We start from the raw sequence: 22,172 nt of genomic DNA, 5'->3' as shown, positions 1-22,172 counted from the left end.
GCATTCATGACTGACCTGTCCATCCAAGGCTCCAAAGGCGAGTCCAAACAACACACGCCTGTAGAAAGCCCAGACAGCCTGATCAACGTCAGCTATGCCAACATCCTGGACGGGATCAGCGAAGGTCCAATCGTGGGGCTGGTGAATGGTGCCCAGTCTATCTACCTGGACAAGACGCCCCTGGCCAACAGTGACGGCAGCTTAAACTTCACCGGCGTGACCTGGGAGCAGCGCACCGGTGAGCATGATCAGGACCATATCTCCGGCTTCCCGGCAGTCGAGTCGCAAGTCTCCGTGGGCGTCGAGCTTAAGGCCAGTCAGTCCTGGGTACAGGCTTTCAGCAACATCGAGCTTTCGGCCGTGCGCGTTCAATTGGCTGCTGGCGCAATTGTCGTGTCCGAGAGCGATGGCGATCGCGTGGGCTATCGGGTTGCCTACGAGATCGATCTGTCCACCGACGACGGCGACTACCAGGTCGTGCACCAAGGCGCATTCGACGGCAAAACCACCACCGGTTACCAACGCTCGATCCGTATCGACCTGCCCAAGGCCGAGCGCGGCTGGCGCCTGCGCGTGCGCCGGACCACCCCCGATTCGACCACCTCTAACATCCAGGCCACCACCTCGATCGGCACCTACACCGAAATCATCGATGCCAAGCTGCAGTATCCGTACACGGCGCTGTGCGGTCTGAAGATCGATGCTAGCCAGTTCTCGGCTGTGCCTGAGCGCGCCTACCGAATCCGTGGCCGCATCGTCCAAGTACCGACCAACTACGACGCCGCCAGTCGGGTCTACTCCGGCACCTGGGACGGCACCTTCAAGCTGGCCTGGACCGACTGCCCACCGTGGATCTGGCGCGATCTCGTTTTGAACGACCGCTATGGCCTGGGCCGCTTCATCGACAGCACCCAGGTCGACAAGTGGGAGCTGTACCAGATCGCCCAGTACTGCGATCAAATGGTATCGGACGGGAAGGGCGGGCGTGAGCCGCGCTTCACCTGCAACGTCTACCTGCAGTCGCGCGCCGATGCGCTGACCGTCTTGCAGGACTTGGCAACCACATTCCGCGGCATGAGCTACTACGCCGGGAGCCAGGTCGCATGTGCTGCCGACATGCCGGGTGATCCGGTGTACACCTACACCAACGCCAACGTCATCGATGGGAAGTTCAACCGCCCAGGCTCGAGCGTGTCCACCCGCTTCAGCGTGGCCAAGGTAGCCTGGAACGATCGGGACAACTTCGGCAGCCAGCGCGTCGAGTATGTGCAGGACCAGAAGTCCCTAGCCCGCTATGGCGTGCGCGAAACCGAGGTCACGGCCTTCGGCTGCGTGTCGCAGGGCCAGGCGCAGCGGGTTGGCCAGTACATCCTGCTGACCAACCGCCTGGAAACCGGGACCATCATCTTCAGCGTGGGCCTCGATGGGACTGTATGCCGCCCGGGTGACGTCATCCGCGTGGCCGACGAGCATTACGCAGGCATGCCGCTGGCGGGTCGTATCAGGGCCGCCACCGCCACCACAGTGACCCTGGACAACGATGTCACCGCGGCCGCCGGAGATACCCTGGTCGTGATCCTGCCCAAGGGCGTGGCTGAGACCCGCATAATCCGCTCGGTTGTCGATCGGGTGGTCACCGTCACCGAAGCATTCTCGGCCGTGCCTGTGAAGGAATCGGTCTACACCATCGAGACGGCTGAGCTGGTCGCGGAGACCTACCGTGTCCTGAGCGTCAACGAGAACTTCGGCGACGACAAGCTGCAATACGACATCGTTGCCGTCGCCCGCAATGCAAGCAAGTTCGACGCGATCGACAACGGCGCACAGATCGTCATCCCGCCAACCAGCGTACTGCCGGCAGCTGTTCAGGCGCCACCAACCAACATCGACCTGACTACCTTCGACACCCTGAATCAGGGCATCAACGTAGCCACTATGCGCATCACTTGGGACCCGCCACGCGGTGCCCAGAGCTATCGCGTGTGGTGGAAGCGCAACAACGGCGACTGGATCTATGCGGGTGTGACTTACACCGCAGCCTTGGAGGTGCGCGGCATTTACACAGGAACCTATACCGCGCGCGTGGCTGCTGTGGGAGTTGCTGGAAACAGCTCTGTCTGGGCCTATTCCGACCCGACCCAGCTGTACGGTAAGACTGGTGAGCCCCCGTCCATTACCAGCCTGACCACTGAAAGCCTTTTGTTCGGCATTGGCATCAAGTGGACTTTCCCAGAAGGCGCCGAGGACACCCAGCGCACGGAGCTGTGGTACAGCGAAGGCACCGATCTGGAGTTGGCCACCAAACTGTCCGACCTGGCCTACCCGCAGAACGAGCACGTCATGCAGGGCCTGCGCGCCGGGCAGCGGTTCTTCTTCTGGGTGCGCCTGGTGGACCGCACTGGCAACGTAGGCCCGTTCTTCCCTGTGGCTCCGACCGTCATCTCTGGTGTTGCCAGCATGGACGCCGGCCCGATCCTGGAGCAGATCAAGGACCAGATCACCGAGAGCGAGTTGGGTCAGGAGCTCACCGACCGCATCGACCTGATCGACAAAGAGGGCCCGGGCTCCGTCAACGAGCGCCTGGGGGAGGTTCGCAGCGACCTGAACCAGCAGATCGTCGACGTCAACAACTCGCTGGGGCAGGTGCAGTCCGAGTTGCAGCAGCAGATCGACAGCATCGCCGATCTGGCCGACTCGATGCCGTACAAGCCCGACCAGGCCTACACGGCTGGCCAAGGTACGTTGGGCGAAGACGGCAAGCTGTACCAGGCTAAGGTTGACGTGCCGGCCGGCAATCCGCCGCCCAACGCGACCTACTGGATTGACATTGGCCAGGCGGTGCAGACGGCAAACGGTCTCGCCGCGCGCGTCGGTACCGTGGAGACCAGCGTCACAGAGTTGAACGGCGAGGTTGATGCCCAGGCCCAGCAGATCGATGGCCTGCGGACCAGCATCGACGGGAAGGCGGATGCTTCGACGGTGAGCAGCCTGTCGAACCGTGTCACGCAGAACGAGCAGGGCCTTTCCAGCCAAGGCCAGGCCCTCACCGGCGTACAGAACAGCCTCAACACCACCAACCAGAACGTGACCGCAGCTCAGCAGGCCGCCCAAGCCGCTGCCGATGCTGCTGGCGCCAAGGGCAAGGTGCTGTACCAGTCTACCGTGCCGGCAGTGGCGGACCGCCTGGCGCAGAATCTCTGGATCGACACAACCGGCAATGCCAACACGCCCAAACGCTGGAACGGCAGCGCGTGGGTGGCCGTGACCGACAAGGTGGCGACGGACGCAGCCGCCGCCGCCGCCAGCGCACTGAGCCAGGTCGCTACCAAGGCTGACGCTTCGACGGTTCAGGCGCTGACCAACACCGTGACCCAGCAAGGTCAGGACATCACGGCGGCTGGCCAGGCCATCACCAACATCAACACGTCGCTCAGCCAGGTGGGCGGTGAGAACCTGTTCTACAACCCTTCGTTCGATACGCCGTCGTCGAGCAATGCGAACCTTGCCGATGGGTGGGGGTGGCGCAAGACAGCTGCGACGACAGTGACCCCAACTCTGCGAAACTCGGAACTTGGAGCGGAGGGCAAATGCCAGCGGCTTGATGTAACCGGATTCATTGCAGGCTCTGGAGAACAGTATGTTGATTTCGTGCCAGCGGTGGGGACGATCGATATGCGCCCGTCGGTATACGAGGGTGTTGTAGGTACTGCCTCTATTTTTGTGCGAGGCAATACCGGCCTCATGCTGCAAATCTTCATGCAATACAAAGACGCTGCCGGAGTGACGCTGAGCACTCATGGCCCTGTCAGCGTGGCCTTGACGCCATCGTACAATCGCGTCGTTCTCACTGGTTTGGCGGCACCGGCCAACTCTATGCGGGTGGATATCCTATACAGGATTCGCTCTGCCCCTGGGTCCAGTGTCACAGGTGGTTTCGTTGATTTCGATAAAGCCCAGTATGAGCACAGCCCAGTGGTCACAGGCTGGCGTGATAACGGTAAGGTCACTAGCTCCGGCGTTACTGCTAACGCCGCCGCAACTTCGGCGCTGACCGGGCGAGTCGCTCAGACTGAGACAGGCATCACCAGTGTCTCCGGTCAGTTGACTCAGCTCGATAACGCGATTGGCGACGTCGGCGGGGAGAACCTGTTCTATAACCCAACCTTCAACACGGCAGGGACAGGTTCTGACATCGCTGATGGCTGGGCCATGGAAGGATCAGCAGTCAGCGTTGATTCGCGGGCAAACTCTTGGCTGAACTCGGGTGAGAAGGCCATTCGTGTAGAAGTGTCGAATGTCGGCACGGGTACTCCATACAGGTCTCTTCGACCCACGGGAGGGACACCAGATCGCAGGCCGAAGGTTGCCGAAGGTCAGGCTGTGACGGCGTCCGTGTACCTTCGCGGCACTGCTGGCTTGGGACTCAGGTTTTTCCTGCAATGGATCAACAATGCGGGCTCAGCCATCAGTGCCCCGAATTCGGTCATGTTCACTGTCACGCCAGGAGGAAAGCGCGAGCAGTTCAGCGCTGTCGCTCCTGCTGGCGCGGTGAGCTGCTATGTCTACATGCGTGTCTACAGCGCTACCGGCGCCGTAACCTCCGGCTACGTAGAGATGGCTCGGCCACAGTTCGAGTATGGTGCTCGTGCTACCGGCTGGCGCGACAACGGGCAGGTGAACGCGGCCAATAACACCGCGACATCTGCTGCTGTTGAAAGCCTGACCTCTACGGTGAACCAACAGGGCTCTACCCTCAGCAGCGTTGCGGGTAGGACCACCTCGCTCGAGAACGCGGTCAACAGCACGACCAATGGCCTGGCCACCAAAGCATCGGCCTCGGCCGTCGACGCGCTGACGAACCGTGTCTCAGCAGCGGAGGGGGTTAACACCAGTCAGTCCAGCAGCATCACTCAGCTGCAGAACAGCATTGGTTCTGCTCAGCCCTTTGTGGCTGGTCAGGCCTGGGAGTTTACGGGCTCCACACTCAGCTGGGCGGCTACTACCAGTGGAGCGACGTTCACCGCCGGCCCGCTGTTCGCCACGGTGTCGAAATCCGTATCTCTTCAAGCAACCAACGCTTTCCCCAAGATCGTAGGGGCTGAAAACCCGTACTTGCGTATTCGGCTGCGCCGTCGCAACACCACCCGGTCAGCCGCCGCAATGTACTGGGCGAACGAGGACGGTGGCCTGGCGGAGGCCCGGCGCTTCAACTGGTCCATAAACGCCACCACAACCGACTGGCAGGACATCGAGTTTGACCTGTCTGGCCACAACGGCTGGACCGGGAAAAACATCTGGGCGATTCGCTTGGACATGATGAATTCGTCGGATACGACCGGTGAAATCGATATTGCCTACATCGCAGTCGGCAGGCGCGCGGTGGCAGCTTCGAGCAAGGCTGTAGATTCGCTGACCTCGACCGTGACTCAGCAAGGGGATGATCTTAGCGCCCAGGCACAACAGCTCACCGGCCTGCAGACCTCGGTTGGTAACAACTCGGCGTCAATCCAGCAGGTAGCCAGTGCTCAATCCACGCTCAACGGGAAGATCAACGCGTCCTACTCGGTGAAGCTCCAGGTCACCGCTGGCGGGCAGTACGTTGCCGCCGGCTTCGGTCTGGGGATTGAGAACAGCGGGGGAGTGCTGCAATCGACGTTTGCTGTAATGGCTGATCGGTTCGCGGTACTGAACCCCGCTGGGAACGGGTTCGTAAGCCCTTTCGCAATCCAGAACGGGCAGGTGTTCATGAACGATGCGTTCATTTCCAAGGCCGCGATCAAGAACGGCATCATTGGGGAGACGCTGCAATCAGCGCAATTCACCAGCTTTGGCGAGCCAGTGCTCACTGTGAACTTTGCGTGGGGAGAGATAATCGCGCGCCATCCAACCATGGCAAATACCTACACCAAGCTCGACCGAAACGGAATTGATGTAGTGGTTTCCGGTGTTCGCCGTGTTCGCATGGGGGTTTGGTAATTATGGAGGGATGCTATGCCAGCAGGTCTGGAGACTTTTTATGCGGATGGTACACCTGGCATCAGATTAACTGACCGGCTGGGGCGTGTTTTGGGTACCTACTATACAGGCTCAGCTAATGGGGCTTTGGCCGTGCCAGGCCTGACCACTGGCACGCCTTTCTTCGTCGTAGTTCCGGACACGGGGGTGAACGATGCCTTTGGGGTGTTCACCCCTGAGGTGAGCGCCAACCAGAGTAATGGTGTTCTCAGCTGGACGTTTACGTCGGCAGCTCAGTCGCCGTCTTGGATAACGGTTGGAGTTTTCTAATGCCTACCGGTTTTCAGTGCTTCAACCAAAACGGGACGATCCAGATAGATTCTGACTGGGTCAATTACGGGCTTGTTAATCGCTATACAGTTAGCAGCTCTTCCATTTATTTTTCGACAGGGAGCATAAACGGCATCCAAGTAGCCTTGGACAATTTTTCAGATCTTGTATTTGTAAGTTGTGCAGGCCAGATTGCCTACCATGTCTCGGTCAAGACAGGGCCATCTGCACGGACCATTACCTATGCGGTGAACGGGCTTGGGGTGCCGGTGGATGTGTATGTATATCGAGGTATGCAGGCTTCGGCTACCAACTCGGGAATGCAAATATTTGGTCCGGACGGCAGGTTGATTTTTGACGCAAACTCCCGGTTCATGAACGTGTCGGGAAGTCTGCCTGCACTTGCTTTCAATACTAAATACGCCCTACCTGCAGGTCGTAAGTATGCTATTTGCTTTCCATCATTCTATGGCAGGAACATCCAAGAAGGGTTTCCCAACGGAGCATTCTGGGATTTAGTTAGATCGCACTACAAGCTCTATTGCATCTGCCAGAGTGATGGTATTCAGACAACAGGCGAGGCGCTAATCACTGCCTACACCTCGCCGTGGTTTGACCCCAGCCCACCGCCAGCGAGTAACGTTTTTTACGCCGGTGGCAGTCCACTTGTTATTGATGTCACCGGATTCTGATCAGCCCCAGGAGGGCCACGCTATGCCATATGTCGCCGTAAACATGAGCAATGCCTATGACGTTGCCAACAACACCCGCTACGCCACTCAAGAAGAAGCCGACGTCCGGGCACGGGAGATCCTGAGCCAGTTCCCCGCCGCCCAAGTCTTCACCGCCCAGGTGCTGAAAGACTACAGCGCCGAGGTGACCGTTACCGCGAAGGACCCGGTTGAGCCAGAGGCGGCGCCTGAAGCACCGACCGTTTGAGGCTGAGTATCAATATTCCAACCTTCTGATAGGAACGCTGCCCCATCGAAGCTGCTGATAGCCGGTGTATGGAAGAATGAGCGTGTCAGCAATTGCCGAGAGCCCCATGTCCACAAAAATCGTATCTGCGGACCAATGGTTACCCGACCGAGCAGGCCCGTTCAGGTTGCAAAACTGGTAGGCAAAGCCACTGTAGGCGCGGGGAATCGAATGGCAGCTTGATTCCCATCGGGCGAGGTTATCCACTGCCTTTGACTCGTCGGAGACCGTCTGAATGGTGCCGCACCCACTCAATGCTGCCGCAAGCGTACAAACTATCCATAACCTCATATCAGCCTCCTGTCCCGCTGACCTCGAAGCCCGTCCCTGTGAGGGCTAGAGCAGCCATCAACGTCCTTCGCTAATGTAATCAACCAGCTTGTTGAGAATGCCTTCTTGGTACTGGCGGTTGTAACAGCCAGGTTGATTCGGCGGGGTGTCATCGCACGCGATCTTGTGTGGGCTGGTAGGGCTCCCATAAGTGCTATTGGAGAAATGAGAGCAACCGCTAAGCAAGCAGATCCCAATCCCAAGTACAAAAAATCCTTTTTTCATAGCCTGCCTCTCGCATCGATCGATGCAGATTTGACGATTTAGCAGCCTAGAAGACACATTCGTGCCCGCCAAGTGCGGGCTTCTTTTTGCCTGGAGAAAACCATGGCGACAGCACGCGGCATCCGCAACAACAACCCCGGCAACATCGATTTTAACCCCCGAAACGACTGGCAAGGCCAGCTCGGCAAGGAGCCGGGCGGGCGCTTCGCCATCTTCGACACGCCCGAGAATGGTATCCGCGCCCTGGGCAAGCTGTTGATCAACTACCGGGGCAAGGACGGCATGCCAGGCGTGGGCGGGAAGGGCATCGACACCGTGCTCGAAACCATCAACCGCTGGGCGCCGAGCAACGAGAACGACACCCAGGCCTACGCCGGCTCCGTGGCCAAGCGCCTGGGCGTGCGCACCACCGACCCGATCAACATCAAAGACCCGGCCACGCTGCGCGGGATGGTGGTCAGCATCATCATCCACGAGAACGGCGGCAATCCGTATTCGCCGGCGATCATCGATGAGGGAGTACGGAGGGCGCTGGCATGAAGTCCTGGGCAATCAGATCCATCGTGCTGCTTGCGCTGCTGGGCTCCTACTGGTTGATGTACCAGCATGGGCGGTCGGTTGAGCGCGCTCAGGCCGCCCAGGCTTCAGCTGAGCGTGACAGCGGCGATCGCCTGGCCGAGGTGCTCGGCGAGCGCGGTGCACGGCAGGAAGAACAACGGCGCGCCACGGCGCAGGAGGAGGTGAGAGCGCATGCTCAGGAAGAACGAACGATTGCTGATGCTGGCGCTGCTGGCGCCGATGTTGCTGGCCAGCGGCTGCAGCACGAAGGCGCCAAGCTCGCCGCCACCGTCAGTTGCACCGGCACGGATACCGCCGCTGTCGCCCGAGGCCAAGCAGCCACCCGCGCCGCAATGGTGCTCTCCGAACTGCGCGACCGGGCTGATGCGCGAGCGGGAGAGCTGGCGAAAGCTTATGACCGTGCCCGAATAGCCGGCCTGGCCTGCGAAGCATCCTATAATGCGCTGATCAACTGATCGGAGCAGGGCGGTGGGGAAGCGTACTTTTCTTGGAGTTGTGGAAGCGGGCGAGCCACTGATCAAGCAGGCTATCGATGCTATGCGGGCGTATCACGAAGCGGAGGACGCCGGCTTGCCTTCGAGTGAAGTGCAGCGGTTGCGCCTACTGGCTGATTCGCTGTACCAAGCGGTTATCGATTACCAGTTAATCCAAGCCGGACGGGCACCGTCTACCATTCAGTGATGGCCACCTCAGAATGGAGCTCCGATGAAGTGTAAGCCGCCAATCCTCTACCCTGATCATCCCATGTACACCAACGCCGTACAGGCATGGAAGCGTTACCATGAGGCGCAGGCCTCGGGTGAGCCAGCGGAAGAGTTGGAACGCCTGCGCCTAATTGCCGAGCGACAGTATCAGGCGGTCACCGACTACCAGCTTCGTGCTATGGCCGCGGCTCGCGGTAAAGAGCTGCCACCCCTCCATTAGGTCCGCTGATCGGCAATTGCCCGCAAGGCGCCTGCTCTATACGATACTGTGTTTTTATACAGTATCGGTGCCCCATGTACTTCCTCCTCGTTCGACGCCGCGAGAATGGCGTGGCCATCCCCTCTGATCGCCTCAGGAAGATCAAGCCCCTGCGGGCTGACGTCCATATTGGTGACCATCACAGCGAAGTTCTGGGCCGAGTCGCGACCCAGGCGTGGGTGTTCAATCCGACACCAGGTCCGGACATCATCCCGCGCTTGCTCGACGCCAAGGTCAATGGCATGGCCCAGCTCGGTATGAACATCAATGGGGTGGAAGAGATCGACGGCGTGATCTATGCGCAGTCGTGGAGGTGCAGGACTGAATGATGAGCGGACTACCACGAGCCTGGCTGGCTGAGCTTGATGACCGGTTTGCTCTCGTCACGGACCCTGACGGGCGCGCGGCCGTGCTCAGCGAGATGGCATTCGCCGCGCGCCGGCGCCGGGAAGTTGATGATGGATGCCTGTGCGACATGCTCGAGCTTGCCGAGGCGGCAAGGGTGTGGGCCCTGCTGGAGCACGAGGAGGCTTGGCACATTGGCCTTTTTGAATATGAGGGTTGGGTTGAGCACGAGCCAGGACGGATCGTAGTTGGCAGAACGCCAGGGAAGGGTGCTTAAGATGTCTAAAAGTGCGGTAAAGCTGCGCGGTTTTACTGGGCTAAAGTCGACCAAAATCGCCAATGCATATTAGACACACCCGATGCATAGGCCGCGAACTGCGCGGCCTGAGGTGCGTTTCTCACACTACTGCTGCATTACTGGAAGGAGGGATTCAAGCCGGTTAGTGCCTTACTCAGCTCAAGTATTTCGAATTCCTCTGCAGCGTGGGTAGGTTGAGCAGCCCATGAAACTCCGACCCGCATACCGGCCTTTCTTCGCAGTTCGTACACGCATTGCACTCCCGCACTGCGGGCAAAGCCCTAATTCGCCCCATTTTTCACGAGGGGGTCTGGTAACAGGGTTAGGAGTGACTTCGCGCGATGTCGTTCCTGCCGCTGTGGCCGGAGTCGGTAAATTCGGTTTGCCACTAGAAGCGTCAGGTTTGCGTCCAAATAATTTGCCATATGTCCACACCAACCCCCAAGCAGCGAGAATGAACAACAGGACGCCAAACCCGCCTGAGCCGCTTCCTCGACCACCGCGACGCGAACCGCCACCACCTCGTCCGCCCCCTCTGCCACCGCCTCGAGCTGCCACTCGCTCGCTCATCAAGCCCAGGGCGAATAGTAAGAGCGTGCGGCGCGAGAGCTCTTTTCGATCCATCGTTAGGTACCAAGCTGATATTGGCTAAGCGCCATCATCTTCGATTGGTGCCATGCCTGCAATCTTCAAAGCTCTCGGAAACCCGCAGCATGCCGGCGGGCTGGGGCCCCATCGAACCAAGAGCAGAATCGATTCCAAAACTGAAGTGGCGACCCTCAAAACACGCGGCCTGTAGCCGTGCCGTTTCGTCTTTGTTTTGGAATCGATTTTGCCTTGCAGGATGAATGGATTGGGGGTTTATTCCACGGTCTTGAAAACCGCTGACCAGGCGCGAAAATCAGTTCCGCAACTCCTGCCATGCCCCTTGATTTTAAAGGGCTGCAGCGTTGCTAAAAAAGCTTCTATGCGGAACTGAAAAGCTCGTAAGATACTGAAATTCAAGGAAATGCAGGGCGGATTGCAAATCCGTCTACGCCGGTTCGATTCCGACCTCGGCCTCCACATTCGAAAGCCCCGCAGATTAACGTCTGCGGGGTTTTTCTTTGCGCGCTAGAAAACCTGATCGTTTCCGCATCACAAGGCATCGTTTCCGCATCAGGCCGTTACTTGGTTGGGCTGACCACCTCGCTGACGCGACGATAAACTGGCTTGGTGATCTTCTCATTCGCAGGCCCGAGCCGTCGGTGATGAGCCGAGAGTTGCGCACGCCTTGGAGCTTGCGGCGTTCAAGCAGTGTTTCAATGAGCAGGTCACGGCCGGTCGGCTCACTTTCGATGCGCCCTGCGTGCCCTTTCTATTTGCCGACCGGCCAAGGATTGGTTCTTGTTGAGTACCAATTTATGAGCCGAACGGCTCTCTATCACACGCAAGCGGGTGGGTAGTATGGGCGCGACTTCCAGAAGGAACCGTTATCCCTAGCCGTTAATGAGGTGTGCCATGCCCAAGGTCGTTCACTTTCACCGTACCGGTGACGCTGATGTTTTGATTCTCGATGAGGTCGCTGTACCCGCGCCGAAAAGCGGCGAGGTTCAGATCGAAGTAAAAGCTATCGGCTTGAACCGTGCGGAAATCATGTACCGCACTGGGCAGTACGTGATTGATCCCCAGTTCCCGGCGAAGCTCGGCTATGAAGCGGCCGGGATTGTCCGCGCGGTTGGTAGTGACGTCAGCGACGTTGTTCCTGGTGACGCAGTTAGCGTCGTGCCGTCGTTCTCATTCGCTGATTACGGCATGTATGGCGAGGTGGTCAATGCGCCCGCGCATGCTGTCGTCAAGCATCCGTCCAACCTCAGTTTCGTGGAGGCAGCGGCCAGCTGGATGATGTTTGTCACTGCATACGGCGCCCTGGTTGAGTACGGCAATCTAAAGGCTGGCGAAACCGTGCTCATCCCGGCTGCGTCGAGCAGTGTCGGCCTGGCAGCGATCCAGATCGCCAACATGCTAGGCGCCATCCCGGTGGCCCTTACTCGCACAAGTGCCAAGCGCCAGGCGTTGCTGGATGTTGGTGCAAAATATGTAATCGCCACCCAGGAAGAGGATCTGATTGCCGAGGTGGCCGCGATCACCGAGGGCGAAGGCGCGCGTATTGTTTTCGACCCCGTTGGTGGCCCCGAGGCAACCAAGTTGATCAAATCCATGGCCAATACCGGAATCTTCTTCCAGTACGGCGCTCTCGATCATCGCGATATCCCGGTTCCGGTCTTCGACATTCTTGGCAAACACCTGACCGTGCGCGGCTACGAGCTGTTCGAAATCACCACAGATATTCAAAAGCTGGCCAATGCCAAGGCATTCGTTGGCAAAGGCTTGGCAGGTGGTCAGCTCAAGCCCGTCATCGACCAGGTCTTCCCGCTCAATGAAATTGCGACAGCACACCGCCGAATGGAGTCGAATGCGCAAATCGGCAAGATCGTCGTCGTGGTTGACTGAATAGCATCCTGCGGCCGTCAGTCAGGCTGCGGTATGCCATCGCTGCTTGCTACCAAGCAGTGATGGCATATTTTGTTTTGGTGTATGAGAGAGGCCGCCTGGCTTCGCTATCGTCCTTGGTGCAGAGTACGTCTGGCCCAATGTACAGGTAACTGGAAGATCGCGATGAACCTGATCGAAGCCATGCAAATGTTCGTGGCAGTTGTTGAGCATGGCAGCTATACCAAAGCGGCCGAGGCGCTCAATGTGCATCGCCCGGCACTCTCCAAACTCATCCAGAATCTTGAGCACGAATTGGGCGTTCAGCTGTTACACCGCACCACGCGCAGGGTGAACACCACGCCCGCTGGCGATGAGTTCTATGAACGAAGCTTGAAATTACTCGCAGAGCTAGCGGACACGCTGGACTGGTTTTCGCCGGCCCGCCCGCCGCGAGGCAAGCTCAGGATCGACATGCAGACCGTACTCGGCCAGGCGGTGATAATCCCGCGATTGCCCGAGCTCATGGATCGCTACCCTGGCCTGGAAATATCTCTGGCAACCTCTGACAATCTGAATGACCTCATCGCGCAAGGCATCGATTGTTCCGTGCGGCTCGGTGATCTGGATGATTCCAGCCTGGTTGCCAAACGTATCGGCGAGGTTGCTTTGGTGACCTGCGCGGCTCCCGCCTACGTACAGAAGTATGGTTTACCCGGCACGCTGGATGATTTACAGGCGCACTTGGCAGTCAACTTCATGGTTGAGCAGCGCCGCCAGATCATGCCTTGGCGATTCAGGGGCAACGGTAAAATGATCAGTGTAAAGATGCGCAGCGCCATCGTCGTCGACAATGCCGGGGCGTTACTCTGCTGCGCGCTGGCGGGGATCGGGATGGTGCAGGGGTTGCGCCCGGCGTTGCAGCGATACATCGATAGCGGGCGCCTGGTGGAGGTTCTGCCGGATGTTCCAGTCGAGCCGAAGACCGTTTCCGTGCTGTTTCCGGATCGCCGGCACCTGTCCCCCAATGTGCGCGTATTTGTCGAGTGGGTGAGTGCGTTATTCCAAGAGGAAAGGCGTTAGGAATTCTCCGATCAGGTCAGCACGCTAGACGAGGGCAAAATCAGTTACGCAGCCCTTTGCGTCGATTGCCACCGTAAGTACTTGAGGGTCGCTCAGGCCCAGCCCCCCCTCCGTGTAGACAAACGCCCACCGAAGCAATCGCAAGTCACCCCGGCTCTCGCAGTTCTCATACGGGCCAAGCAGCCGCTCCAGCTCGCATGATGTGGATTGCCCGCAGACGATGTATTTCAGTTGCTCTTCAACCTGGGTCGAACTGATGTTGAAGTTCTCAAGCAGCATCTTGTGCTCCAGAGCGGTCATCAGGCGATTTGAATCCGTTTGCATCGTCTTACTACACTCCATAACCAGATCGTAGGTTTGTAGGGCAATTACCAGTCGGGTGGGGATTTTACGCATGGAATGTACTGATTAGTACAAAAAGATGACCAAGGGTCGTTCGCAACCTGATCCCACGCTGCGGCGCCCGGTGGTCTGAAAGTCGGCTGCTTCCTCCAGCAGAGTGGCTTGATCAACGAGCACCCGCTACGGTGAGGTAATCAAGGGGATGCGGACATGGCAGATAAATATGTCGGAAAGATCATTGGTGTCGGCACGGACAACGTGCGGTACGTCATCAACATTTATCAGGACGAGACCGTTGAGCGCTCGCCGCACGGCATGGTTCGGCATGAGGGTTTGAAGCATTTCGAAATGCAGGCCGGTGGGGATGTGAAAAAGATTTCTGAAACCGAGTACGAGATTGTGGCTACGGGTGTAAGGGTGACCGTGCTTGACGCTTAGCATTGAGCGCCCGGCGGCACTGGTCCGCCAGAAAAAGAAAACCCGCCAACAAGTGGCGGGCCCAAAGAACGTGAGAAACAATCTCAGTGTGCCAAGGTTTTTGTCATGAATTCGTGAAGAGCATGTCGTTAGCCTGTAATGCTTGGCTCACTCATGGCTCAGTTCAAGTGCGCTGATTACGCACACCGAAGCATCCCCTGGCGGCGTGTCATTGCTGTAGTCCACCTGGTTGTAGACTCCACCGTGAAAATTCAGCGTCTGCGTCGCCCAGGATGGCGCCAGTTGCAGTGCGGTCGTGGTGCCGCTGCGGCCATTGCTGCTTGCGCTGACCGTGCAAGCGCCATCTTCACTCACCACGATGCTCACATCGAAACGCGCACCCAGCGGCACCTCGGCCAGCACGGTGCTGTTGGCTGGCGTGGCCTGGTTAAAATCTGAACGAAAGCCGACAGTGATTTTGCCTTTGTTCCAGAACACCTTGATTGGCGGGCTGTTATTGTCTTTCACATGCAACTGGGCAATTACCACCTTTTGCGCCTGATTGACCTTCTCCAGGGTCATTGTCTGGTGGTTGCGGTGGCGCGCTGCGCTGCCCAGTGACCAATACACGGGTTCTTTCCATTCGCAGCGTGTGCGGTGAGTACTCTTGCTGGACGCACCCTTGGTCGGCGCGGTCATGCGTATCGAGCCGTCACTCTGGCGTGCAACGACGTTGGTCAGGCTAGCCAAGGCCTGTGCGCCGGTGACTTCCAAGGCAACCGGGTTGGAGGCGGATTTCGGCACCGGAGTGGTGATGATGAGGTTATCAATGTTCACTGCCATGGTTTTCTCCTTGAAAATTCCAACTCTTGCAAGGTTTGCGAGCCTGGCAGATGGGGTGGAAGTTCCAGCGAAGAAGTGTGTCGCTGACGAAAGGCAGGGCAAAAAAAGCCCGCCATTAAGGCGGGCAAGTCACGTTTGAAGGGAGAGCCTGCAGGATGAAGGCTACCGGTTAAGTCAGCATTAACCCCCCATCCATTGACCATGCCAGCCGATGCGCTTATACAGGCGTGCCACTTTCCCAGGAGCGATCATGCGCCACGAAGACGACCTGCACGAGCCTGAACACGATCACTTGCTCGACCACGAATTTCTCTACGACGGCTTCGAACCTGAAGCGGATGCGCAGGGTGCCGAGGATGAGGTCGAGGAGGATGATGCGTTGCTGGATGACCTCGATGATGACGAGAGCGACCATCCAGCCTGGCACGACGACCTGGACGATTGACTCAGCGCCCGTCCAGCGAGAAGCGCCCCGGGCCGCTCACCGCCAGTAGCAGCAAGCCGCCAACAATGCTCAGGTTCTTCAGGAACTGGGTCATGTTGGCGGCTCGTTCAGGGTCGACCATGTTCCAGAACGGATGTCCGATCAGCGCGGTGCCCAGCACGAACAGGGCGAACAGGAAGGCCAGCGGGCGGGTGTAGAAGCCGAGGATCAGGATGATGGCGACGAAGAACTCCATGATCACGGCGACTGCTGCGGCAACCATGGGCGCTGGGGCGCCCAGCGATGTCATGTAGCCGACCGTGCCATCGAAGCCGGTCAGCTTCGCCCAACCGGAAATGACGAAGAGGATCATCAATAGCACACGGGCGATCAGGATGATCACGTCGCGTTGGCCAGCGAAGAGGGAGTAGCGCATGGTGGCATTCCAGTGGATGCAGACAAGCTCCACTTTAGCAGCTGCATGGCGAATTTCCGCCGGGCAGCAAAAAGGCGCCGCAAGGGCGCCTTTTCCTGGAAGTATGGTGCGAGTGGCGGGACTCGAACCCGCAAGGCTCACGCCGACAGATTTTAAGTCTGCTGTGTATACCAATTCCACCACACTCGCACGCTTGAGGCCGGTACGCTTCTAAGCAGAAGGCCCTGGCAATCAAGCGCGCTTTATAACCCATTGTTATATTTGAGTCAACTATAGCGCCTATGATCTAAGAAGTGGGGTGGCATTTGCACAGGAGATTGACACCTTACTGTCATTAGGCCACTGTGCCGTTCCTGACTGGATCCAATGAGTACAGCGTCTATGTTCCAAGCCAGTCTTGCCCGTGCTGACGGGTGCATCGTCCGCCCATGCTTGGGGGCTACGCTGACCGAACTCATTGCCGCCCAACCGCTGTGCCTGTGGAGTTTGCATGGTTTCAGCCGACTGCATCGCCCCCCCTGTCATGACCGCCAACCGCTACGAGCAGTTGGTGCAGTCTGTGGTGGACTATGCCATCTATATGCTTGACCCCTCTGGCCGGGTGGTGTCGTGGAATGCAGGCGCCGAGCGGATCAAGGGCTATCGTGCTGACGAAGTTATAGGCCGGCATTTCTCGCTGTTCTTCACGCCCCAGGACTGCGCCGAGGGGCGTCCTGACTATTTGCTCAAGCAAGCCCTTGAGCTGGGCGTGGCGCAGGATGAGGGCTGGCGGGTACGCAAGGACGGTACGCAATTCTGGGCGTTGGCCGCCCTCGATGTGATACGCGATGACCTGGGGCACATCATTGGCCTGGCCAAGGTCACCCGCGATATCACCGATCGGCGCGAATCGGCGCTGCAGCTTGACGCCATCCGTGCCCAGTTGTTCCAAGCGCAAAAGCTCGAGGCGCTGGGCCAGTTGACGGGTGGTTTGGCGCATGACTTTAACAATCTGCTCACCATCATCATGAGTTCGGCCAAGTTGGCATTGAGCAGCCAGGACCCGGCGCGCGTGCAGCGTATGCTGGAGCACATCGTGGATGCCGGCCAGCGTGGTACCAAGCTGACTCAGCAACTGCTGACGTTCGCTCGACATCGGCAGATGGATGTCGCGATGGTCGCACCTGCCACGGTGCTGGCTTCTACGCGCAGTTTGCTGGAACACGCCTTGCCGAGTGATGTTGAGTTGCAGGAGCGCCTACCAGCTGATTTGCCCATGATCGAAGTGGATGCCGGGCAGTTACAGATGGTATTGCTCAATCTGTTGTTCAATGCCCGCGATGCAATCGGTGAGCACGGCACGATCTGCATTGCGCTCGATTCGCTCGTGCTGACGGGCGAAGTGGAAGGGCTGCATGGCCCGTTCGTGTGCTTTGAAGTGCATGACAACGGAACTGGCATCGACCCCCAAGTGCTGCCGCGCATCTTCGAGCCGTTTTTCACTACCAAGCCTTTTGGCAAAGGTACAGGTCTTGGGCTAAGCCAGGCCTACGGCTTTGCCAAGCAGAGCAACGGCGCAATCACTGTGCAGAGCACGCCCGGCAAGGGCACCTGCATACGCCTTTATCTGCCGGCGTCTGAGCGCGGTGCTGATCCTCAACTCCACAGGTAACCCTTATGGTACAGGCACTCATGCGGCTGATGACGGGGATCGAGGGGCTCGATGCCTTACTCAAGGGTGGATTGGTCGCAGGTGGCTCGTACATCGTTCAGGGGCCGCCTGGCGCGGGCAAGACCATCCTCGCCAACCAGTTGGCCTGTGGTCATGTGCGTGAAGGGGGCCGGGTGTTGGTTGCCACCTTGCTCAGTGAGTCCCATGAGCGGCTTTTTCAGTACCTGGCTACCCTGGAATTCTTTGACCCGGCGCTGGTCGGCGACCAGATCCAGTTCGTCAGTGCCTTCGATACCCTTGAACAAGAAGGGCTGGACGCGGTGGTCAAATTGCTCCGCCAGGAAATTGGCCGCCAGCAGGCCAGTCTGCTGATCGTCGATGGCGTCCTCAATGCCCGGGTACGCGCGGAAACGACACTGGACACCAAGAAGTTCGTATCCGAGCTGCAGGGGCATGCCGCTTTTGCCGGCTGTACCGTGCTGCTGCTGACCAGTGCCCGGCTCGATGAAGGCAGCCCCGAGCACACCATGGTCGATGGCGTGATCGAACTGGGTGAACAACTGCTGGGCAGCCGCGCCGTGCGCCATGTGCAACTGCGCAAGACGCGGGGTAGTGGGGCACTGTCAGGGCGCCATGAATGCCTGATCGACGAGGCCGGGATACATGTGTATCCGCGCCTGGAAGCGCTGTACAGCCACCCCAGCCAGCTGGGCTCGGCCACGCTGAGCCAGGTGACCACGGGCGTAACCGCGCTGGATGAAATGTTGGGGGGCGGGCTGGCCAATGGTTCGGTCAGTTTGTTGATGGGCCCCTCCGGCGTCGGCAAGACGTCACTGGGCCTGGCCTTTCTTGGCGCGGCAACAGCCGAGGCGCCCGCGCTGCATTTCGGCTTCTATGAGACACCTGCAAGGTTGCGCCTGAAGGCTGCCTCCTTGGGTTATGACTTCGCCGCGTTGGAGCGGCAAGGCGCTCTGCAACTGAACTGGCAGCCGACGACCGAGGGTCTGCTCGACCAGGTCGGTGCGCGCCTGCTGGAGCTTGTCGAGCAGCAGGGCAGCAAGCGTGTGCTGATCGACAGCCTGGGTGCATTCAGCCGCCTGGCAACCGATCCTGCACGTCTCAATGCGTTCTTTCGTGCCTTGACCGGCGAGCTGCGCGCACGCGATATCAGCGTCATGCTCACCTGGGAGATGCGCGACCTCTTCGGCTCGGAAATCACCGCCCCGGCCCCCGACCTGTCGAGCATCGTCGATAACCTTTTGCTGATGCGTTTTGTCGAACTGGATTCGCAACTGCGGCGCATGCTGTCAGTGCTCAAGGTGCGTGACAGCCATCACGACCCCGCGCTGCATGAGTTGCGCATCGGGCCGCAGGGCATCCACCTGCACCAGGCTTTCGAGGGCTCATCCGGTGTGCTTTCCGGTACTCCGGTGCCCCAAGGCAGTGGGTGACGGGCCTGCTGATGAACACTATCCTGATCGTCGATGACGAATACCTGATCGCCGACATCCTGGGCTTTGCCTTGGAGGACGAAGGCTTTCTGGTGGAAAAGGCGAGCAACGGGCGCAAGGCCTTGGAAGCGTTACAGGAAAAACGCGTGGATCTGGTGATCACCGACTACATGATGCCGGTGCTCAATGGCGAAGAGTTGGTGCTGGCGATCCGCAAAGAGCTACAACTGCCCGACCTTCCGGTGATCCTGATGAGTGGCGCGCAGGCCAGCCAAGGACGCCCGGAGCTGTTCGCTGCGGCGTTCGACAAACCGTTCGACGTGGACAAGTTGATCGCCAAGGTGCGCGAGCTGCTTGGCGCCTGAGGCTCGGGCTGCGGTGTGTACCCAATCGATCAAGCGCGTCCGTGCGGCTTGAAGTGTCGCAATCAGTGTTGGTCGTCGTGCTTTTCCGGGGCCGGGCTGCCGGCCTGGATACGCTTGAAGATTTCTTCACGGTGCACCTGAACATCCTTTGGTGCATCGATGCCAATCCTCACCTGCATCCCCTTCACGCCCAGAATGGTGACTTTGATGTCATCGTTGATGACGATGCTTTCGCCAACCTTACGGGTGAGTATCAGCATGTAGTTCTCCTTGGTGATATCGAAATCCACCCGGCAAGTGCCGCAGTGGTGGGAGCCTGTCCCTCTTCCTTCTCATTAAAGACGCTTTCGGCGGATATTAATTCCCCGTAAGACAAATTCTGTTGTGTGTCTTTAGTTGCAGGTGCCGTTGTAAAACGCGGTAAGCGTCCCGGCGAAGGTGCTCGGTGGCAAGGATAGGGGGCTTCGGCCTTAATGGGAAATTTCTCTGCATGATTACAGGCATAGGCTCACTCAATTGGCTTGTGCTTGCTCCAGTGCCTGCAAAAACAACAGCAACGCCACTTCTTCAGGATCAAGGCCTTTGCGCACACGGCGGCCAGGAAGCTCTGCCAAGCGCCCCAGGGCATAATGCTCCAGCACGGCAGGGTGGATGTAGCAGCGCCTGCACACGGCCGGGGTGTTGCCCAGGCGCGCGGCTACCTGCTTGACGATGTTCGCAACCTGGCGCTTTGCCTCGCTCTCCGGCTCCCAGGCCAGGGGCCTGAGCAGGCTCAGTGCCAGGCTGCTACCTGCCCAGGTGCGGTAATCCTTGGCAGTGAAATCGGCCCCGGTCAGTTGTTGCAGGAACTGGTTGATCTCACTGGACCCAATGCTGTGCCGCTGGCCTTCTTCGTCCAGGTACTGGAACAGCGTCTGCCCCGGCAGCTCCATGCACCGTTTGAGCAGGTTGGCCAGGCGTCGGTCGCGCAGGGTGACATTGTGTTCCACGCCACGCTTTCCGCGGAACTGGAAGCGGATGGTGCTGCCCTCGACCTTGACGTGGCGGTTGCGCAGCGTGGTCAGACCGTAGGATTTGTTGTCGCGCAGGTAGCGCTGGTTGCCGATGCGGATCAGTGTGTGGTCCAGCAGGCTGACCACCAGCGCCATGACCTTTTCCCGGTCCAGCCCTGGGCGCGCCAGGTGTACTTCCAATTGTGCGCGAAGCTTGGGCAAAGCCTGGGCGAAGGACAGCATGCGCCCATATTTGTGCTGGTCGCGCAGCTCGCGCCACTGAGCATGGTAACGGTATTGCTTGCGGCCACGTGCATCGAGCCCTGTGGCTTGCAGGTGACCCTGCGGGTCGGCGCAGATCCACACATCGGTGTACGCCGGTGGTATCACCAGGGCGGCGATGCGCGCCAGCGTCTCGCTGTCACGCACGCGTTGGCCTTGGGCATCGAGGTAGATGAAACGGTTGCGCCAGCGGCGCCGGCTCAGGCCGGGCTGGCTATCGTCAACGTAATGCAGGCTGGCGGGTAAGGTACAGTCAAGCATGGGCGGCAGGCCTCGATCAGGTCACTGATCAATGGACAGCGGCCGCGCGTACGATGCTCAGCCCAATAGCGCTACCGACTTTATCTGCGCGTACAAAGCTTGCCCCGGGTGCAGGCCGAGCTGGTCCGCCGAGAAGCGGGTGATGCGCGCCAGCAGGGTATTGCCGCCAGCATCCAGGCTGACCAGTACATGTGCGGGGTTGTCTGCCGGGTGCACGTCACGCACCCGCACTGCCAGCCGGTTGAGGATGCTGGAGGCGCCATCTGCCGACAGCGTCAGGCTGACGTCGCGGGCCTGAACCTTGACGCGCAAGGTGCTGCCCATGTTGTGCGCCGTGTGGGTAATGCGCAGCAACGGCGCTTCACTACCAGGCAGGCGCAGGTCGAGCAAACCGTAATGGGGGTCGTGGCCAACCACCACGCCCTCGAACACTGCCCCGGCATCGTCGCCCTGGGCCAGCGACAAGTCCAGGCGGGCGAGTGTCTGGCCAATCGGGCCGCTGGCCGAGGCTCTGCCTTGCTCCAGCAGCACCAGGTGGTCGGCCAGCCGCGCCACTTCATCTTGGGCATGGCTGACGTATACCAGCGGAATGTCCAGTTCATCGTGCAGGCGCTCCAGGTAGGGCAGGATCTCGCGTTTGCGCGGTCCGTCCAGTGCGGCCAGGGGCTCATCCATCAATAACAGGCGCGGGCTGCTGAGCAGCGCGCGGGCGATACCCACGCGCTGGGCCTCGCCGCCCGACAGGGTTGCGGGCCTGCGCTCGAGCAGGTGGCTGATGCCCAGCAGCTGGCAGGCCTGGTCGAGGCTGACCTTGCGCTCGCCGGGTGCAATTCGCCGCCAGCCGAACTCCAGGTTGCCGCGCACCGACAAGTGCGGGAACAGACTGGCCTCCTGGAACACGTAGCCGACCGGGCGCAGGTGTGGCGCCTGGAAATAGCCGCGCGCACTGTCTTCCCAGACTTCACCGTTGACCTCGATGTAAGCGCTCGCGGCCCTTTCCAGGCCGGCCAGGCAGCGCAAACACGACGTCTTACCCGAGCCGGAATGGCCAAACAGCGCGCTGATGCCGCGCCCTGGGAGCTGCAGGTCGACATCCAGAGTAAAGTCGTCACGCGCAAGCTTGAGGCGCGCCACAATCGATCCGGTCATT

General features: G+C 59.4%; 23 protein-coding genes and 1 tRNA gene. 14 read left to right on the top strand and 10 right to left on the bottom strand.

Going from position 1 to position 22,172, the window contains the following annotated elements:
* The first annotated feature begins 6 nt into the window (after positions 1 to 6).
* The 3 genes from ACW4TB_RS06455 to ACW4TB_RS06445 all read left to right on the top strand — a co-directional run bounded on the left by ACW4TB_RS06455 (position 7) and on the right by ACW4TB_RS06445 (position 7,224).
* Positions 7 to 5,976 carry a phage tail protein gene (locus ACW4TB_RS06455; RefSeq protein WP_455828276.1) on the top strand — a complete coding sequence of 1,990 codons (5,970 nt, stop codon included), beginning with the start codon at positions 7 to 9 and terminating at the stop codon, positions 5,974 to 5,976.
* A gap of 308 nt (positions 5,977 to 6,284) precedes the next feature.
* Positions 6,285 to 6,977 (top strand): hypothetical protein, encoded by a 693-nt coding sequence (locus ACW4TB_RS06450; protein WP_455828277.1) that lies wholly within the window; start codon positions 6,285 to 6,287, stop codon positions 6,975 to 6,977.
* Positions 6,978 to 6,999: 22 nt separating this feature from the next.
* Positions 7,000 to 7,224, top strand: coding sequence for a hypothetical protein (locus ACW4TB_RS06445; protein WP_455828278.1), 225 nt, complete (start codon positions 7,000 to 7,002; stop codon positions 7,222 to 7,224).
* 9 nt (positions 7,225 to 7,233) lie between these two features.
* Here the strand turns inward: ACW4TB_RS06445 and ACW4TB_RS06440 are convergent, their stop codons facing one another.
* A complete protein-coding gene (locus ACW4TB_RS06440) occupies positions 7,234 to 7,554 on the bottom strand; it encodes a YceK/YidQ family lipoprotein (protein WP_455828279.1) in 321 nt (106 codons plus the stop codon).
* Positions 7,555 to 7,920: 366 nt separating this feature from the next.
* Here ACW4TB_RS06440 and ACW4TB_RS06435 point away from each other — a divergent pair, with 366 nt between their 5' ends.
* The 4 genes from ACW4TB_RS06435 to ACW4TB_RS06420 all read left to right on the top strand — a co-directional run bounded on the left by ACW4TB_RS06435 (position 7,921) and on the right by ACW4TB_RS06420 (position 9,689).
* Entirely contained in the window at positions 7,921 to 8,358 is a 438-nt protein-coding gene (locus ACW4TB_RS06435) for a structural protein P5 (protein WP_455828280.1), read from the top strand.
* Positions 8,355 to 8,852 carry a DUF2514 domain-containing protein gene (locus ACW4TB_RS06430; RefSeq protein WP_196997907.1) on the top strand — a complete coding sequence of 166 codons (498 nt, stop codon included), beginning with the start codon at positions 8,355 to 8,357 and terminating at the stop codon, positions 8,850 to 8,852. Before ACW4TB_RS06435 ends, ACW4TB_RS06430 begins: the two co-directional genes overlap by 4 nt.
* A 250-nt stretch (positions 8,853 to 9,102) precedes the next feature.
* Positions 9,103 to 9,321: a hypothetical protein gene (locus ACW4TB_RS06425; RefSeq protein ID WP_455828282.1), complete on the top strand. Its 219-nt coding sequence runs from the start codon at positions 9,103 to 9,105 to the stop codon at positions 9,319 to 9,321.
* 110 nt (positions 9,322 to 9,431) lie between these two features.
* On the top strand, positions 9,432 to 9,689 hold the full coding sequence (locus ACW4TB_RS06420; protein WP_455842912.1) for a hypothetical protein: 258 nt from the start codon (positions 9,432 to 9,434) through the stop codon (positions 9,687 to 9,689).
* A gap of 8 nt (positions 9,690 to 9,697) precedes the next feature.
* Here ACW4TB_RS06420 and ACW4TB_RS06415 read toward each other — a convergent pair whose 3' ends face one another.
* Positions 9,698 to 10,045, bottom strand: a complete 348-nt coding sequence (locus tag ACW4TB_RS06415) for a hypothetical protein (protein ID WP_455842911.1) — start codon at positions 10,043 to 10,045, stop codon at positions 9,698 to 9,700.
* 117 nt (positions 10,046 to 10,162) lie between these two features.
* On the bottom strand, positions 10,163 to 10,573 hold the full coding sequence (locus ACW4TB_RS06410) for a topoisomerase DNA-binding C4 zinc finger domain-containing protein (protein ID WP_455842926.1): 411 nt from the start codon (positions 10,571 to 10,573) through the stop codon (positions 10,163 to 10,165).
* Positions 10,574 to 11,503: 930 nt separating this feature from the next.
* Here ACW4TB_RS06410 and ACW4TB_RS06405 point away from each other — a divergent pair.
* Together ACW4TB_RS06405 and ACW4TB_RS06400 are read left to right on the top strand one after the other, a co-directional pair.
* Entirely contained in the window at positions 11,504 to 12,496 is a 993-nt protein-coding gene (locus ACW4TB_RS06405) for a zinc-dependent alcohol dehydrogenase family protein (protein ID WP_012315056.1), read from the top strand.
* Between the two features lie 165 nt (positions 12,497 to 12,661).
* Entirely contained in the window at positions 12,662 to 13,558 is an 897-nt protein-coding gene (locus ACW4TB_RS06400; protein WP_012315055.1) for a LysR family transcriptional regulator, read from the top strand.
* A 24-nt stretch (positions 13,559 to 13,582) separates the two neighbouring features.
* Here the strand turns inward: ACW4TB_RS06400 and ACW4TB_RS06395 are convergent, their stop codons facing one another.
* Positions 13,583 to 13,954, bottom strand: coding sequence for a hypothetical protein (locus ACW4TB_RS06395; protein WP_039601981.1), 372 nt, complete (start codon positions 13,952 to 13,954; stop codon positions 13,583 to 13,585).
* Positions 13,955 to 14,110: 156 nt separating this feature from the next.
* On the opposite strand from ACW4TB_RS06395, the gene ACW4TB_RS06390 reads away from it, so the two are divergent.
* A complete protein-coding gene (locus ACW4TB_RS06390; protein ID WP_039601980.1) occupies positions 14,111 to 14,338 on the top strand; it encodes a hypothetical protein in 228 nt (75 codons plus the stop codon).
* A 147-nt stretch (positions 14,339 to 14,485) separates the two neighbouring features.
* Here ACW4TB_RS06390 and ACW4TB_RS06385 read toward each other — a convergent pair whose 3' ends face one another.
* The gene (locus tag ACW4TB_RS06385; protein WP_279928867.1) at positions 14,486 to 15,160 is read right to left on the bottom strand and encodes a polysaccharide lyase family 7 protein; all 675 of its coding nucleotides are present in this window, start codon (positions 15,158 to 15,160) and stop codon (positions 14,486 to 14,488) included.
* Between the two features lie 250 nt (positions 15,161 to 15,410).
* On the opposite strand from ACW4TB_RS06385, the gene ACW4TB_RS06380 reads away from it, so the two are divergent.
* Entirely contained in the window at positions 15,411 to 15,605 is a 195-nt protein-coding gene (locus ACW4TB_RS06380; protein ID WP_012315052.1) for a hypothetical protein, read from the top strand.
* Position 15,606: 1 nt separating this feature from the next.
* Here the strand turns inward: ACW4TB_RS06380 and ACW4TB_RS06375 are convergent, their stop codons facing one another.
* A complete protein-coding gene (locus ACW4TB_RS06375) occupies positions 15,607 to 16,020 on the bottom strand; it encodes a DoxX family protein (RefSeq protein ID WP_012315051.1) in 414 nt (137 codons plus the stop codon).
* Between the two features lie 104 nt (positions 16,021 to 16,124).
* A tRNA-Leu gene (locus ACW4TB_RS06370) sits at positions 16,125 to 16,209 on the bottom strand.
* A 301-nt stretch (positions 16,210 to 16,510) separates the two neighbouring features.
* Here ACW4TB_RS06370 and ACW4TB_RS06365 point away from each other — a divergent pair.
* The 3 genes from ACW4TB_RS06365 to ACW4TB_RS06355 are packed head-to-tail and all read left to right on the top strand — an operon-like array spanning position 16,511 to position 19,487.
* A complete protein-coding gene (locus tag ACW4TB_RS06365) occupies positions 16,511 to 17,671 on the top strand; it encodes a two-component system sensor histidine kinase NtrB (RefSeq protein ID WP_012315050.1) in 1,161 nt (386 codons plus the stop codon).
* A 5-nt stretch (positions 17,672 to 17,676) separates the two neighbouring features.
* Complete coding sequence (locus ACW4TB_RS06360) at positions 17,677 to 19,122, top strand: ATPase domain-containing protein (protein ID WP_279928871.1); 1,446 nt, start codon at positions 17,677 to 17,679, stop codon at positions 19,120 to 19,122.
* A gap of 11 nt (positions 19,123 to 19,133) precedes the next feature.
* Complete coding sequence (locus tag ACW4TB_RS06355) at positions 19,134 to 19,487, top strand: response regulator (RefSeq protein WP_012315048.1); 354 nt, start codon at positions 19,134 to 19,136, stop codon at positions 19,485 to 19,487.
* A 62-nt stretch (positions 19,488 to 19,549) separates the two neighbouring features.
* Here the strand turns inward: ACW4TB_RS06355 and csrA are convergent, their stop codons facing one another.
* From csrA to modC, 3 genes are all read right to left on the bottom strand, one after another.
* A complete protein-coding gene (csrA, locus tag ACW4TB_RS06350) occupies positions 19,550 to 19,747 on the bottom strand; it encodes a carbon storage regulator CsrA (RefSeq protein ID WP_012315047.1) in 198 nt (65 codons plus the stop codon).
* A gap of 252 nt (positions 19,748 to 19,999) precedes the next feature.
* Complete coding sequence (locus tag ACW4TB_RS06345; RefSeq protein WP_254466079.1) at positions 20,000 to 21,022, bottom strand: DNA topoisomerase IB; 1,023 nt, start codon at positions 21,020 to 21,022, stop codon at positions 20,000 to 20,002.
* A gap of 57 nt (positions 21,023 to 21,079) precedes the next feature.
* Entirely contained in the window at positions 21,080 to 22,171 is a 1,092-nt protein-coding gene (gene modC / locus ACW4TB_RS06340) for a molybdenum ABC transporter ATP-binding protein (RefSeq protein ID WP_279928876.1), read from the bottom strand.
* Position 22,172: the final 1 nt, after the last annotated feature.

It is taken from the genome of Lelliottia jeotgali (genome assembly GCF_977070485.1).
Note: the sequence above shows the minus strand (reverse complement) of the source record. Positions and strands in the feature narration are given on the sequence as shown.